The 15,244-nt window shown below is 39.0% G+C and carries 16 protein-coding genes; 12 read left to right on the top strand and 4 right to left on the bottom strand.

Annotated elements, in window-relative coordinates; all coding sequences use genetic code 11:
* The first annotated feature begins 35 nt into the window (after positions 1 to 35).
* From FA727_RS20580 to FA727_RS20570, 3 genes are all read left to right on the top strand, one after another.
* Entirely contained in the window at positions 36 to 293 is a 258-nt protein-coding gene (locus FA727_RS20580) for a hypothetical protein (protein WP_158318938.1), read from the top strand.
* 114 nt (positions 294 to 407) lie between these two features.
* Positions 408 to 965 carry a hypothetical protein gene (locus tag FA727_RS20575; protein ID WP_136833374.1) on the top strand — a complete coding sequence of 186 codons (558 nt, stop codon included), beginning with the start codon at positions 408 to 410 and terminating at the stop codon, positions 963 to 965.
* Between the two features lie 67 nt (positions 966 to 1,032).
* Entirely contained in the window at positions 1,033 to 1,188 is a 156-nt protein-coding gene (locus FA727_RS20570) for a DUF1540 domain-containing protein (protein WP_126409975.1), read from the top strand.
* Between the two features lie 53 nt (positions 1,189 to 1,241).
* On the opposite strand, the gene FA727_RS20565 is transcribed toward FA727_RS20570, so the two are convergent.
* Both FA727_RS20565 and FA727_RS20560 read right to left on the bottom strand, forming a co-directional pair.
* Entirely contained in the window at positions 1,242 to 2,252 is a 1,011-nt protein-coding gene (locus FA727_RS20565; RefSeq protein ID WP_136833373.1) for a FecCD family ABC transporter permease, read from the bottom strand.
* Complete coding sequence (locus FA727_RS20560; RefSeq protein WP_136833372.1) at positions 2,252 to 3,268, bottom strand: FecCD family ABC transporter permease; 1,017 nt, start codon at positions 3,266 to 3,268, stop codon at positions 2,252 to 2,254. Before FA727_RS20560 ends, FA727_RS20565 begins: the two co-directional genes overlap by 1 nt.
* A gap of 145 nt (positions 3,269 to 3,413) precedes the next feature.
* Between FA727_RS20560 and FA727_RS20555 the strand changes: the two genes are divergently transcribed.
* The 3 genes from FA727_RS20555 to FA727_RS20545 all read left to right on the top strand — a co-directional run bounded on the left by FA727_RS20555 (position 3,414) and on the right by FA727_RS20545 (position 6,110).
* The gene (locus tag FA727_RS20555) at positions 3,414 to 4,379 is read left to right on the top strand and encodes an ABC transporter substrate-binding protein (protein ID WP_136833371.1); all 966 of its coding nucleotides are present in this window, start codon (positions 3,414 to 3,416) and stop codon (positions 4,377 to 4,379) included.
* Positions 4,380 to 4,562: 183 nt separating this feature from the next.
* Positions 4,563 to 5,501 carry a ring-cleaving dioxygenase gene (locus tag FA727_RS20550; RefSeq protein WP_136833370.1) on the top strand — a complete coding sequence of 313 codons (939 nt, stop codon included), beginning with the start codon at positions 4,563 to 4,565 and terminating at the stop codon, positions 5,499 to 5,501.
* 12 nt (positions 5,502 to 5,513) lie between these two features.
* Positions 5,514 to 6,110, top strand: coding sequence for a flavin reductase family protein (locus FA727_RS20545; protein ID WP_136833369.1), 597 nt, complete (start codon positions 5,514 to 5,516; stop codon positions 6,108 to 6,110).
* A 43-nt stretch (positions 6,111 to 6,153) separates the two neighbouring features.
* Here the strand turns inward: FA727_RS20545 and FA727_RS20540 are convergent, their stop codons facing one another.
* Both FA727_RS20540 and FA727_RS20535 read right to left on the bottom strand, forming a co-directional pair.
* Positions 6,154 to 7,008: a patatin-like phospholipase family protein gene (locus FA727_RS20540; RefSeq protein ID WP_136833368.1), complete on the bottom strand. Its 855-nt coding sequence runs from the start codon at positions 7,006 to 7,008 to the stop codon at positions 6,154 to 6,156.
* Positions 7,009 to 7,162: 154 nt separating this feature from the next.
* Complete coding sequence (locus FA727_RS20535) at positions 7,163 to 7,780, bottom strand: NUDIX hydrolase (protein WP_136833367.1); 618 nt, start codon at positions 7,778 to 7,780, stop codon at positions 7,163 to 7,165.
* 133 nt (positions 7,781 to 7,913) lie between these two features.
* Between FA727_RS20535 and FA727_RS20530 the strand changes: the two genes are divergently transcribed.
* The 6 genes from FA727_RS20530 to FA727_RS20505 all read left to right on the top strand — a co-directional run bounded on the left by FA727_RS20530 (position 7,914) and on the right by FA727_RS20505 (position 15,240).
* Positions 7,914 to 8,966 (top strand): LLM class flavin-dependent oxidoreductase, encoded by a 1,053-nt coding sequence (locus FA727_RS20530; protein WP_136833366.1) that lies wholly within the window; start codon positions 7,914 to 7,916, stop codon positions 8,964 to 8,966.
* Positions 8,967 to 9,489: 523 nt separating this feature from the next.
* Positions 9,490 to 9,837, top strand: coding sequence for a PadR family transcriptional regulator (locus FA727_RS20525; RefSeq protein ID WP_136833365.1), 348 nt, complete (start codon positions 9,490 to 9,492; stop codon positions 9,835 to 9,837).
* Positions 9,818 to 10,456 (top strand): HAAS signaling domain-containing protein, encoded by a 639-nt coding sequence (locus tag FA727_RS20520; RefSeq protein ID WP_136833364.1) that lies wholly within the window; start codon positions 9,818 to 9,820, stop codon positions 10,454 to 10,456. The genes FA727_RS20525 and FA727_RS20520 overlap by 20 nt, the downstream gene beginning before the upstream one ends.
* A 68-nt stretch (positions 10,457 to 10,524) precedes the next feature.
* A complete protein-coding gene (locus FA727_RS20515) occupies positions 10,525 to 11,976 on the top strand; it encodes a DUF4153 domain-containing protein (RefSeq protein ID WP_136833363.1) in 1,452 nt (483 codons plus the stop codon).
* A 433-nt stretch (positions 11,977 to 12,409) separates the two neighbouring features.
* A complete protein-coding gene (locus FA727_RS20510; RefSeq protein WP_136833362.1) occupies positions 12,410 to 14,071 on the top strand; it encodes a glycoside hydrolase family 13 protein in 1,662 nt (553 codons plus the stop codon).
* A gap of 290 nt (positions 14,072 to 14,361) precedes the next feature.
* Positions 14,362 to 15,240, top strand: a complete 879-nt coding sequence (locus tag FA727_RS20505; RefSeq protein WP_136833361.1) for a peptidylprolyl isomerase — start codon at positions 14,362 to 14,364, stop codon at positions 15,238 to 15,240.
* The last annotated feature ends 4 nt before the right edge of the window (positions 15,241 to 15,244 follow it).

The following is a 15,244-nucleotide window of genomic DNA, read 5'->3' as shown; positions in this document are numbered from 1 at the left end:
TGAAGTTGACCGACAAATTGAATTTGTACGCCAAGATGAGGCTAGAAGAGGATGAGTTGACCGGCAAATCGGATTTGTACGCCAAGATAAGGCTGGAAGGGGATGAGTTGACCGACAAATTGAATTTGTACGCCAAGATAAGGCTAGAAGAGGATGAGTTGACCGGCAAATCAGATTTGTACGCCAAGATAAGGGCAGGAGAGGACGAGCTGACCGATAAATTGAATTTGTACGACAGGATGAGTCAAGGAGGGGCCGAAGATGACCGACAAATGGCTCGAAGCACAGGATGAGGCTAAGTCGGAAATACGTCTCAAGTCTGACTCCAAAATATTTCTCTAGTCCATTATGACTCCGTCCGATCTCCTTTAAGATGAGAGAGTAAATAAACACACGAGGGGATCATTATGGGAGAGAGAAAGGTATACGTGCTTTTAACTGATACGGGGACATTATTTACACGGATGATTAAGCTGTACACGAAAAAGCCATATAACCACGCTTCTATCGCGTTTGACGAGGAACTCAAAGAAGTATATAGCTTTGGGCGAAAGGATCCGAGAAACCCATTCATCGGTGGTTTTGTTAATGAGAGCGTAGACGAAGGTTTATTCAAAAATGCTAGGTGTAGAATATATAGCTTCACGGTTACGGAGAGTCAATATCAACTTATGAAGGATTTCGTCAAAGATATCGAATCTCAGAAGCACAGGTACAGATACAATTTTATAGGATTATTTGCATTTATTTTAAACAAACAACTGAAACGAGAGCGTGCCTATTTTTGTTCAGAATTTGTCGCTACGACTCTAAACCAAGGTGGAGTCGTTCAGTTCAACAAGCCACTTTCCTTAATTTCGCCGCACGACCTCCAACAAATCGAACATTTCCAATTAGAATATCAAGGTGACCTTGTTCATCATATAAGACCAGTGGATTATTCATACAACGTTATCTCGCTCTGACGGCAAATCTTACCCAGTATGAACCGACCATTACGGCAAATCCTAAAATACAGGGAGGTGAGATACTTTGGCACAGGATGTACTTTGTGAAGTAGCGAACTGTACCTATTGGGGGCAAGGCAATAGATGTCACGCAGATGCGATTTACGTGGTGAGTCACAAAGGGAAAGAAGCTTCCAAAAGCGAAGAGACCGATTGTAAAACATTTGAACCAGAATTGTAAAAGAGGAGGGCAACCATATCGGGTTGCCCTTTTCAAGTTGTATAAAATTGCTTCTAAACATTCCGCATCAATAAATAAATGAAATATGGTGCACCTAAGATAGATACCACAATCCCAACGGGTAACTCCATTGGTGCCATGATAACACGACCTAGGGTATCTGCCGACAATAGAAGAAGCCCTCCTAATGCTGCGGTTAATGGTAAAAGTCGAGCGTGCCGAGCCCCAACTAATCTCCGTGCGATATGAGGTGCGATTAATCCTAAGAAAGTAATTCCTCCACCGACCGAGACGCAAGCCCCAGCTAATGCAACGGATAAAACTAACAGCCAGCGACGTTCTTTTTCGATTGGAACACCAACACCAATTGCGATTGGTGCACTTAAACTTAAGACATCCAGTTCCTTTGATTTATACAAAGCAATCGGTAAAAGAATCAATAACCACGGGAGAAGTGCCCACACAAATGTCCAATTCGTACCCCAAATTGTTCCTGATAACCAAATAATAGCCTTCGTAAAATCAATCGGTTCCATTTTCATTTGGAAAATGATTAATCCCGCCCCGAATGCAGCGTTGATCCCGATACCTACTAACAGAAGTCTTACAGGGGTCACTTGACCTTTTTTCCAGGATAAAGAATAGATCAAAAATGCTGCAAGAAATGCTCCTAATAAAGCTGTGAGCGGCATGATAAAGGTTGCTAGCCACCCAGTGAAAAAGGTTGTGCCTTGAAAGAAGAACATATAAAGGACAACGGTAAATCCAGCTCCTGAATTGATTCCTAAAATACCTGGGTCAGCCAATGGGTTTTGTGATAGACCTTGTAAAATAGCACCCGAGATCGATATCCCTATTCCAACAAGAATCGCCAACAGAATCCGAGGGAGTCGAAATTGAAAAATGGTTAGCTCATTTTGGGGAGTTCCGTTTCCAATCAAGGTTTCAAATACAGTACTAAAAGGAATTTTGATTTGACCTGCGTTGATACTAACGACAATCATTAAAAGAGTCAAAATGATTATCGTGATGAGCAATGGTTTAAAACGCTTGTCTTTTTTCATCATAACCCCCTACCTTCCTTTCGAGCTAAGTAGAGGAAAAAGGGAACACCGATAATAGCTGTAATCGCACCAACCGGTGTTTCAAATGGAGCATTAACCATACGTCCAATGATGTCAGCGACAATTAATAAAATTCCACCTAAAACAGCAGAATAAGGAATAATCCAGCGATAATCGGTTCCGACTAAAAATCTTGTGATATGCGGGATGACGAGTCCAACAAACCCAATCATGCCAGCGATTGATACGGCAGCTCCTGTTAATAGCAGCACGACAATTGTTCCCATAAACTTAACTAATCCGATATTTTGCCCAAGTCCTTTTGCTACATCTTCACCCAAACTTAAGATAGAGATGGAACGAGATAAAAGGATAGCTAATATAAGTCCAATTAAAATAAAGGGTAAGGCAAAATAAACATGCTGTGGCTGTACACTTGAGACGCCACCTGAAAACCAAAAACTAATGTCCTTTGCAATATCGAATTTAAGTCCGATTGCGGTTGATAAAGAACTAAGTAAAGAAGTAATGGCGGATCCTGCCAACGCTAATTTAACTGGGGTAATCCCTCCTTTAGAAAAAGAAGAAATCCCGAACACTAATATCGCGCCAAATCCTGCTCCGATAAAGGAAAAAGTCATCATGCCTAAATAAGAAATGCCTGGGACCAATGCAAGTGCAATAGCAATAGTGAATGATGCTCCAGAAGTCACACCCATGATCGATGGAGAAGCAAGGGGATTTCGGGTCATTCCCTGCATAATGGCACCTGAGATCGCTAAAGCGGCTCCAACACAGATGGCGGCGATGGCTCTAGGTAATCTTAATTCACGTACGATCACATGTGCTGAATTTTCTTGATCGTATTCAAATATGGCTTTTATCACATCATGGTAGGTTAAATTGGCTGCGCCAAAACGAATGGATATGACCACGGACAGAAATAATACAAAAATACCAATTACAAGAATCGTTAAGCTGAGTACTCTATTATTTTCGTGTTTTTTCAAATTCATAATAGAACGTCCCTCTAAAGTAATAATAATTTTCGAAAAATGTTCATTGACATTTATAGAATTATGTATTTTAATCGATAGTGATAATCATTATCAATAAAATGAATTTAATCTAATTTTATCACATCCTTAAGGGGGATCAAGAATGAATACGAAAAAAATGTTACATATTGTTATTATTGGTCTATTAGCGTTATTTTTAGCCGCTTGCGGAAATAAGGAAGAGAATACACCTGATGAAACAAAAGGAACTAATGAAGAAGAGGCAACAACTAGAACGGTAACCGATGCAATGGGAAATGAAGTGACGATTCCTGCGAATCCTGAACGTGTGCTTGCGAGTTATTTAGAAGACAATTTAGTCGCTCTTGGTGTTAAGCCTGTCGCGCAATGGAGCGTAAATGATGGACAAAGCATCCAAGGTTATTTACAAGGTGACCTTGAAGGAATTCCTACAATTCCTTACGATCTTCCATTTGAAGCCGTTCAAGAAATGACTCCGGATTTAATTATTATGGATTCTGCTAGCATGGTTGAAGGTGGAAAGTACGAGCAGTACAATCAAATTGCTCCAACCTATGTTATTGGAACTGAAGTGAACAATGACTGGAGAGACGAGCTTGTGCGTGTTGGACAAGTGCTAGGGAAAGAAGACAAAGCGAAGCAGGTTCTTGCCGATTACGATGCAAAAGCAAAAGAAGCAAAAGCCACAATTGAAGAGAAAGTCGGTACGCCTTCAGTTGCAGCCGTTTGGTTAGTTGGTGGAAAATTCTTTATGGTAAGCGAAACTCTTTCAAGTGGAGCGGTTATGTACGGCGATCTCGGATTAAAGGTTCCAGATGTAGTAAAAGAAATCTCTGCTAGCGCAACAGGAAACTGGAGTGAAATTTCTTTAGAAAAATTAGCAGAATTAGATGCAGAACATCTTTTCTTAATCAACAGCGATACGGCTTCTGATTCAAGCCCATTAAGCAACAAGCTTTGGGAAAGTGTTCCTGCTGTAAAAGCTGGCAATGTCTATGAGTTTTCTCCAGATACAAGCTGGTTATATACCGGCGCAATTGCAAACGGACAAATCATTGATGATATTCTAAAAAGCTTAGTAAAATAAGAACTTTTTAAAGGGCGCTATAAAAGCGTCCTTTTTCCATTGACATTGAGCAAAATCCATTCTAAAATTATCTCAGATTCAAGATATTTTAATTAAGTTTATATTTTTTTAAATATTTATCTCGAATTCGAGATAAATGATAATTCATCTTGTGGAAAAACTAAAGAAAAAGGAGAGAACATCATGAGCAAACAAACTACAGGAATTCATCACATTACAGCGATTGTGGGTCATCCTCAAGAAAATGTTGATTTTTATGCAGGTGTCTTAGGATTACGTTTAGTGAAGCAAACCGTGAATTTTGACGATCCAGGTACGTACCATTTCTATTTTGGAAATGACGGTGGAAAGCCAGGTACGATCATTACATTCTTCCCATGGGCAAATGCTTATCAAGGAAAAATTGGCGATGGGCAGGTTGGAATCACATCTTATGCTGTGCCGGTAGGAGCACTAGAGTTTTGGGAAAAACGATTAGAAAAGTTTGAGGTTCCATTTACAAAAGTTGAACGCTTTGGTGAGCAATACATTCAATTCGATGATCCACATGGACTTCATTTGGAAATGGTTGAGCGCGAAGAAGGCGAGCTTAACACCTGGACTTTTGGTGGCGTAACACCAGAGGTAGCGATTAAAGGATTTGGTGGAGCAACATTATTATCTGCACAGCCTGAAAAAACAGCTGAACTTTTAGAAAATATCTTAGGCCTTGAACGTGTTGGCCAAGAAGGAGATATGATTCGTTTCCGTTCTTCTGCAGAAATTGGAAATGTAGTAGACTTAAAAGCAACTTCAGTTGGACGTGGCCGTATGGGAGTAGGAACAGTCCATCATATTGCTTGGAGAGCCAACGATGATGCTGACCAATTAGATTGGAAGAAATATGTTGAAAGCTTTGGTTATGGCGTAACTCCAGTTCAAGATAGAAACTATTTTAACGCAATATACTTTAGAGAGCATGGCGAAATTCTATTTGAAATTGCCACTGATCCTCCAGGCTTTGCCCATGATGAATCTTATGAAACAATGGGACAGTATTTCATGTTACCGGAGCAATATGAACCGCATCGTGAGCAAATTGAGCAGACTGTTATTCCGTTTGAAGTTAGAGAACTTGATTAAGGGGGTGATCCTTTGATATCCATTGATCCGACTAGCAATACTGAAAGAGAAAACTATAAATTATTGATTGGGAGTATCATTCCGAGACCGATTGCCTTCGTGACATCAATATCTAAATACGACGTTTTAAATGGTGCACCATTTAGCTATTTCAATATCGTGTCTTCAGATCCGCCGATGATTTCTATTTCCATCGGTCGTAGAGATGGGCAACGTAAAGACACGTCAAGAAACATCCTAGAATTAAAAGAATTTGTCATTCATATCGTTGATGAAGACAATGTAGCGCTAATTAATCAAACAGCTGCAAGTTTTGCGCCTGATCAAAGTGAGGTTGCCTTAGCAGGTTTGACGCCGATTGATAGTGAAAAGATTTCTGTTCCAGGGATAAAAGAAGCGAAAATCCGCATGGAATGTACGTTAGAACATTCATTGGAATTGGGGAATACTAATGATCTCATTATCGGGAAGATTGTTCGATTCCACGTAAGTGAGGAACTCTATGAAAAAGGAAGAATTGACCCAAGAGGACTTGCTGCTGTAAGCCGCTTGGCTGGGTCTAATTATGCAAAAATTGGTGAGGTTTTTTCGATTGAGAGACCGATATAACAAGAAACCGCTTGGAAAATCAATTCCAAGCGGTTTCGTCATTCTATGACAAAAATTCTTTTAAGGGTTCTGCAATTTTTTTAATATCCTCGATACCCTTTTGAAATAAAGCATCTAGTTTCCCTATATTTCTTTCGTAACGTCCCACTTCTAATTTGTCAGTTGGGGCGACTACAAAAATATTTCCTTTTTTCTCTTCGTCAAAAATATATTGAAGCGTTTCGTTATACACATTATGACGATTTTCAATAGCTTTCAATAAGCCAGGGTACTGACTGTATTTTTTTCGAAGATACCAGCCCATCGATTGAGGCTTTTTCACATATCCTCTAGTTTGCGTTAAAATAACAACGTTTTTTGGATTCCCATCTGTGACAGATTGCTTGATTGGGATCGGATCCGAGATACCGCCGTCCATAAGGATGCGATTATCAAAATGGACTACAGGCGCAACTAATGGCAAAGAACTCGATGCACGAAGCAAAGTTAGCACTTCTTTATTAGTGTAAGCATCCTTTTTATAAAATACAGGTTCTCCAGATAGACAATCGGTTACGCCAACGACAAACTCTTCTTTTGCTTTATAATAAGTGTCAAAATCGAAGGGAACCAAATCATTTGGTAAAGTATCGAACAAAAAGTCCATACCAAAAAGCTGTCCCTTTTTAATTAAGTTCCGGAGTGACAAAAACTCAGGATGATTTGCATAATCAATCGTTACGATTTTATTGCGGTCAATTTGACGAGAAACGTAGGAGGTACCATTACATGCACCAGCAGATACACCTACTATATAAGGAAAGTAAATTTCCTCTTCCATTAGATAGCGAAGGACGCCTCCAGTATAAACGCCTCTACTGCCACCGCCTTCTAATACTAGACCTGTATTTTCCATAATATCCCCTCTTAATCACACGTAGTCATGTAAAACTATATCAAAAAACCATTTGTAAGTTATTAACATATTTTAACATGAACCGCATGTTTTTTATCAAGGAATATGCTTGTCGCAATTTTTAGGGCTAAAAGTATTCGAGTTTTGTCAAATGCCTTCAATCAAATCGAACAGGTTCCTCTGGATTATGCAAATACTTAAACGCCCATTTAATTTGGGATTCGGTATTTCGAGCGATGGATAGCGGAGGTAGATCATTTTCAGAAAAGAACCCGACTGCGCTTGTTTCCATTCCCTCTTCTGCTTGTCCACCAACAATTTCGCATTGGATAAATATTTTATACACATGATAGGGTGAAGGCGGGTGCGGGTGACACTTTTTATCAAGGATACCCAATAGTTTAGTGGCTTTCACATCAAAACCGGCTTCTTCCTTTACTTCTTTCACCACAACTTCACCTGGAGTAAGTCCGATGTCACCCCAACCGCCCGGCAAAGCCCAAGCGTTATCCATATTTTCTTTGACCATCAACATCTTATTTTCTCTAAATACAACTGCTCTAACATCTACTTTTGGAGTTGCATAGCCTGTTTCATTCGCAAATAGATCCTTAATAATCGTTTGATCCATTTCTGTATACTTCGAAAGAATATCGATGCTCATGTCTCTTATTTGTTCAAATCTTTCTATGTCGTAAATATCTTTCGAGTAAGTTAATCCTGCTTGGGCAATGGATTGTAGTTGTTTTGCCCATTCAAGCCATTTCGGTTCCATTTACTATCACCACCAACTATATTGTACCAAATATTACCTAATTTTTAAGCCGAAGTCTTCTTTCGACTAATTTCTTGCGATTCAAGTAAAAAAGTCTCAAAATGAAGATAAAAAGTATAGGAGGCATTACATAGTGGAAATAGGAATTAGTACATTTGTAGAAACAACGCCAGATGTCAAAACTGGTGAGGTCATAAGCCATGCACAACGCCTACGGGAAGTAGTAGAGGAAATCATTCTTGCTGATCAGGTCGGACTGGACGTCTTTGGGGTGGGAGAGCACCACCGCGAAGATTTTGCGGCATCATCTCCAGCCATTTTACTTGCTGCTGCGGCACCTCAAACGAAAAAAATCAGACTAACGAGTGCTGTATCCGTTCTTTCTTCTGATGATCCAGTACGCGTATTCCAAGATTTTGCGATGCTTGATGGCATTTCGAATGGACGGGCAGAAATTATGGCAGGACGAGGTTCTTTTATCGAGTCTTTTCCTCTCTTCGGCTACGACTTAGATGATTACAATGAATTATTTGATGAGAAGCTAGACTTACTTTTAAAAATAAGAGAATCTGAAAAAGTCACATGGCGTGGAAACCATCGTCCGGCAATAAATAATTTAGGAGTGTATCCACGTCCGGTTCAGGATCCTTTACCAGTGTGGATTGGAAGCGGTGGTACTCCTCAGTCAGTGGTGCGTGCAGGTCAGTTGGGTTTACCTCTAGTCTTAGCGATTATTGGCGGAAGACCGTTACAATTTGCGGCCCTTGTCCAGCTATATAAGCGGGCGGCAGCTCAGGCAGGCCATGATGTGTCCAAGCTACCTGTTGCTTCTCATTCTCATGGATTTATTGCAGAGGATACTGATACGGCCTGCGAAAAATTCTTCCCACCAACTCAGCAAGTAATGAATGTTCTTGGACGTGAGCGAGGTTGGGGGCATTACGATCGCGCTGCCTTTGATGCAGCGAGAAGCTTTGAGGGAGCTTTGTATGTAGGGGATCCAGAAACAGTAGCGCAAAAAATCATCCACCTTCGCAAGAATGTCGGCATCACGCGTTTTATGCTTCACCTTCCAGTTGGAACGATGCCGCATGAAGATGTCATGAAAGCAATCGAGCTCTTAGGAACGGAAGTAGCACCGCGTGTTCGTGAAGAAGTTGCTAAATGGGAAGCAGAAAACGAATAAAATAATTGGATTGTTGCCTTGAATAGATATTTTTACCAAAGGCTCTTTTCTAAGACCTTATTACTTTTAAAATAAAAGCTATATTAAAGATGGAGTTTGACTTTTTACATTGAAAAATAGGCGGAAAAGTTACGGTTATATTAAGAATTTCATCTATTTTCCTATAAATAAGCGGGATTTTTCCGGTTAAGCTATACATTTTTCATGATTTTAAGGCTTTTTAGGTCAATTAGCGGAAAATCTCCGCCTATGTCACCTAATATCCATTAATTATTCAAAATAAACGGAATTTTTTCTGTTAAATGGTTACACTGTCGACAGTCGAGACCCTGGACTGAGCGAGAGAGGGAAGCAGCTCGGCCCCGCCCGCGGAATGCGTCCGCCTGGAGCGGAAATCAACAGAATACTGTAGACACCTCTAAACTTTTGAGGAAATACATAAAAAATTTTTTTCTACACTTTACATTTACTTTGTAACGGTGTAGGATTTCTATATACCTAAAAATTCTAGGTAGGTGAGAAAATGTTTAATCGTGAATTGGTAAAAGGCAGCACAGCCCTTTTGTTACTCCAGTTGCTTGAAGAGCGGGATATGTACGGCTACGAGCTTGTAAAAGAGTTGGAAAAGCGAAGCAGCAATGAGTTTTCCTTTAAAGAAGGGACCTTGTATCCAGCCCTGCATAAGCTTGAAAAGCAAGAATACATTGAATGCTATTGGCAGGAACAAGAGAAGGGTCCAGCTAGAAAATATTATCGCATCACAGACGCAGGAAAAGAAATGCTGCTAGAGAAAACCCGTGAATGGAACGACTTTGTTTCAGTAATGAACAAGGTGATGGGGAGAAAAAAACATGGAACTGCTGAAGAATGAATTTCTAAATGAACTTGCAAGTCATCTTGGTAATCATCCAGAAAAAGAATCGATTTTAATGGAATATGATGCTCATCTGGATGAACTTCTCATCAGCTTTTATGGACAAATAGAGGAATCAGATGTACGCGAACAAGTCTATTCGCGGTTTGGCGCACCTGAAGAAATCTCAGCTATGTGGAAGGAAGAGTTATCTGTCACACCGAGCAATATGAAATGGCTATTTATTGCTGTAAATATTCTTTTTTTCGGTGGTGGTGGGGCTCTAACTTTAGCTCATAATCTACTAGATTGGAGCTGGCTTACGAGTCTGTGGAATCAGCTAACATCCGTTCCGATTTTAATTGCTCTTATTTATATGTTTTTTTGGGCATTGCTCGGCTATGAAATCGGCAAGGGTTTCGGCCATAAAGGGAAAAGGTTATTGCGAAATACGTTTTTATTAGCGTTAATACCGAATTTATCTTTAATGATTTTAACCGTGTTCAAGATCATTCCGCATGAGTGGTTCCGTCCATTATTAACGGAAACCTTTATCATGCTGTGCATCCTGTTCACGATAATTTTATACCCAGTATGTCTTATTAGTTATAAATGGGGGAAAAAAGCTTCGATCTAAGCTTTTTTTTGACCTGATACATAGTAATTCTATGTATATAGAATTACGAAATAAATGGAGGATTCATCATGGAAATAAAAATTGGAAAGCTAGATTGGATTTTCTTATTGTTGTGTTTAATTGTTGGGATTGTGGCAGAAGAATCGTTTTTTAGGGGTCAAATAGGTCTCTCTTTCTTTGTCTTCATCGTTGCATTTTACATGTTGGTATTTTGGCGATTTAGAGCCTTTTCTTTCTCACATCAAAGGCTAGGCTACTTTGTGTTGATTGTAATCTGGCTGTTGTCTGCTGGGTATTATTTATACGATGTCATGCCTTTTTACGCACTAAATATTCTTGTGATTCCTGCTCTCGTAATATTCCACCTGGCCCTCATTACAGCGCCAAAAAATATCGAGTGGAATCGTCTATTTTTCATCGGTTATATGCTGAAGCGTCTAATTGACAGTATCGTTTTTAATGCGAAATTCGCGAGTCATGCTACTAAGCTTTTCTCCAACAGTAATAAATCAGCTCAACATGAGGCATGGAAAAAGATTTTAATTGGAATTGCGATTTCCATTCCCGTTTTATTTGTTGTTTTGCAGCTTTTAATCTCAGCTGATGCTCAATTTGAAAGACTAATCGGGATGTTGCCTGAGTTGATTAATCTTAGTCCTGAATATGTGATTCGTTTTATCATTATCTTGTTCTGTACTTTTGGATTCTTTGGTTATTTACAAGTACTTTTACAACGAAAAATTCAAATCCATCCAAGGGAAGTATCTACAGTAACCTTAGATGGAATTATCACACTAACGGTCCTAGTTCTGCTTAATTTGGTGTACTTGTTATTTATTGTAGTTCAGTTCAAATATTTCTTTAATGGAGCATTGGCGGATGGTTATACGTATGCAGAATATGCTCGTCGTGGATTTTTTGAATTGCTGTTTGTTACGCTCATCAATTTGACTGTCACAACCATTGTCATTACGTTTACGAAGAATCTAGTCGGTGCTTTGAAAAACGTAATCAAGTTTGCTCTTTCGATTCTCGTTTTGGCTAGTGGTGTTCTTCTTGTATCAGCTTTTATGAGAATGAATTTGTATGAAGAGGCGTACGGATATACATTTACCCGGGTTCTCGTCGTTTCTTTCATGATATTTCTTATGGTTATTCTTGCTTATACGCTCGTAAAGATCTGGCTCGAGAAGCTTTCATTGTTCCATTTCTATTTCATTGCCACCCTGATTTATTATGCGGGCATCAATATGGTCAATCTCAATAAGGTTGTCGCTGATAAAAATATCGCCCGCTACGAGGAGACGGGGAAAATCGATATTTACTATTTTGAAAGTCTATCCACTACCGGAACACTAGCTCTAATTGAACTTTATGAGAAACATCCTAATATTCCTGGATTAGAGTCAAAACTACAACAACGCAAAATGGATAGAGAGTATTTAAAAGGCGATACATGGCAATCACAAAACCTAACAAGAAGCCGTGCAAATGAAAGGTTAGGAGAATTAGATTTATAATTTTGTTGAGGCGCTTCCAAAATAACGGGGGTGCCTTTTTTGTATAAGAAAAGATTAGTGCAAACGCTTGCATAAATGATAAAGAAAAATTAGAATAGAGGTAAGAGGGGCTCACTGGCTTTTAAAAAGTTGTCGGCCACATAGTGTAGTATTTCAATTTTTTTCGAGAAGTTTCATTCATGGATTCAAACGGAAGCCCTGCAGTGATTATTTCAAAGCTTGTTTAGAGGTGTTTTCCGATGCGGATTCTTCAAAAAATTATCGGAATATGTAAAAACATCTTTAACTTCAGTCTATAGAAGCTACGAACTTTTAATTAGAAATACAGTGGTAGCGGAAGTATCATTTTGTGCCAACGCCTCTCATAAAATGGGAATCATGCAGAAAAATAAGACATCTGGAGATGAACACCAGATAGAAAAAGAGGGAAAATATGCAGAAAATATGGTGGAAAGAGGCTGTTGCTTATCAGGTCTATCCCCGCAGTTTTCAGGATTCAAATGGTGATGGAATTGGGGATTTAAGAGGGCTGCTTTCGAAATTAGATTATATTCAAGATCTTGGAATTGATGTTATTTGGATTTGTCCGATGTACAAGTCTCCGAATGATGATAATGGCTATGATATTAGTGATTATCAAGACATTATGGAAGACTTCGGAACGATGGCAGACTTTGATGAACTTTTACAAGAGGTTCACAATCGCGGGATGAAGCTGATTATTGATTTGGTCATTAATCATACAAGTGATGAGCATCAATGGTTTATTGAATCGCGCTCTGAAAAAGAGAGTGAAAAAAGAGATTGGTATATTTGGCGAGATGGGAAAAACGGCCAAGAACCAAATAATTGGGGAAGTATTTTCGGAGGATCTGCTTGGCAGTTAGATGTAAAGACGGGCCAATACTACCTTCACATTTTTTCGAAAAAACAACCAGATCTCAACTGGGAGAATAAAGAAGTAAGAGATGCTCTTTATCAAATGGTAAACTGGTGGCTCGACAAAGGTGTCGATGGATTCCGCGTGGATGCCATTAGCCATATAAAAAAGGATCAAACTTTTACCAATATGCGTAAGAAAAAGGGTGAAATTTTTGAGCCAGCCTGGAAAAAGTATATGAATGTTCCTGGGATTCTTCCATTCTTAGAAGAATTGAAAAATGAAACCTTTGCGAAATATGATATTATGACGGTTGCTGAAGCAAATGGTGTAGGGACCGATGGAATTCACGAGTGGGTTGATGAAAAACAGGGCAAATTCAATATGATTTTTCAATTTGAGCATCTAGGCTTATGGGATTCTGAAACGAAACAACTCGACATTCTAAAGCTGAAAAAAGTATTGACTCGCTGGCAAAAAACACTAGAAAAAAGTGGTTGGAACGCGTTGTTTATCGAAAATCATGATAAGGCACGTAGTGTATCGACTTGGGGAAATGATGGTCCGTATTGGCGCGAAAGTGCGACTACCTTAGCAACCATGTACTTTTTCATGCAAGGAACACCGTTTATTTACCAAGGGCAGGAAATCGGCATGACCAATGTGAAGTTTCCAACGCTTGAGGATTATAATGATGTTTCGACGAAAGGGTTATACGTTGATTTATTAGCTCAAGGAAAGTCTCATGATGAGATTATGGAAGTGATTTGGGCAACGAGCCGTGATAATTCCCGCACACCGATGCAATGGTCTGCTGAAGAAAACGCTGGATTTACTACAGGTGAAGCGTGGTTAGGAATCAATCCGAACTACAAAGAAATTAATGTAGAGCAGCAACAAAAGGATCCGAAATCAATCCTTAGCTATTATAAGAATATGATTCGTTTGCGAAAAAATCATGAGACGCTTGTATATGGAACTTATGATTTGGTGTTAAAAAATCATCCGTCTCTTTATGCATATACACGTACGTATGGTGCGGAGAAGATTATTGTTCTGAGCAATTTAACGGAAGAGGCTGTTGTGGTGGGCAAGGTAAAGGGTGTTACTTACCGAAGAGAGAACTTGCTATTAGCAAATCTTGAAGTGACCGACCATAGCGACGTGGACACGTTGGAATTAGGACCTTATGAAGCGAGAATCTATAAATTTTAGTGAGCGCTTTGTCTACGGACAAAGCGTTTTTTTAAAGCTCTTTTCTCAAACTTTGTAACGTTTAAAATAAAGATTGTAACGAAAGCTATAAAGCCAAGTAGAAAAGAGCCTGCAAATCTAATTAATAGGCACAAATTAGCTATTTCTACGTTAAAATCGGCCTTAGGATTTTAACAATAAGGTGAAAAAGACAGTCCTTTTTTATAAAAAATTGTAGTTAGACATACTTTTGTCATATTTACGCTGTATAGTTAAGAAATAACCTAGATTATCGATAAAGGGGAATTGATATGGCAAAAAATAAACTGTTTTGGATTATAGGATCGATGGGGCTCGTCATTATTCTTTTAATAGGAGCTTTAGTCTTTTCTTTAAATAAAGAAGGATATGCGGCAACTATCGATGGAGAAAAAATTGGGATGGACGAGCTTCATGAATTACTCGTTACTCAATATGGCGCGGATGGTGTGAATTCATTACTTGCTCAAAAGATTGTGGAAAAAGAAATTAAAAAGAACGACATCAAGGTAACGGATAAAGAAATTGAAAAAGAATTAGCAGAGTACCAAGAATACTACGGTGGGGAAGAAGCGTTTAATAGTGTTCTTGAGTCTAGTGGTGTGAAATTGGCAGATGTTAAAGAAGATATTAAGAGAAATGTCGCGACAAACAAATTGTTAGAAGATAGAATTGAAATTACAGACGAAGAAATGAAAACTTATTTTGAAGAAAATAAGGCACAATATGCTCAAGCTGAGCAGGTACAAGCTAGTCACATTTTAGTAGAAGATGAGGAAACTGCTAAGGAAGTCAAAGAAAAGCTTGATGCGGGCGAAGATTTTGCTGACTTAGCGAAGGAGTATTCAACAGATTCTTCAAGTGAATCAGGTGGAGACCTTGGCTATTTTGGTAAAGGAGAAATGGTAGCTGAATTTGAAGAGGCTGCATTCTCTATGGAAATTGGTGAGATTAGTGAACCGGTAAAAAGTGAACATGGCTATCACATTATTAAAGTAGTCGATAAGAAGGAAGCAAAAGATGCTGTCTACGAAGATGTAAAAGATGAAGTTAAAGATGCTATTTTCGATACGAAAGCTCAGACAGAATATTCAACATGGTTAAGCGAAAAGATGGAAGAGTATAAGGCTGAAAGTTTATTAAATGCTTAAGTAT

The sequence above is a fragment of the Robertmurraya kyonggiensis genome, from assembly GCF_005116465.1.
GTDB lineage: Bacteria > Bacillota > Bacilli > Bacillales > Cytobacillaceae > Robertmurraya > Robertmurraya kyonggiensis.
The sequence above is the reverse complement of the archived record's forward strand: the minus strand, read 5'-3'. Positions and strand labels throughout refer to the sequence as shown.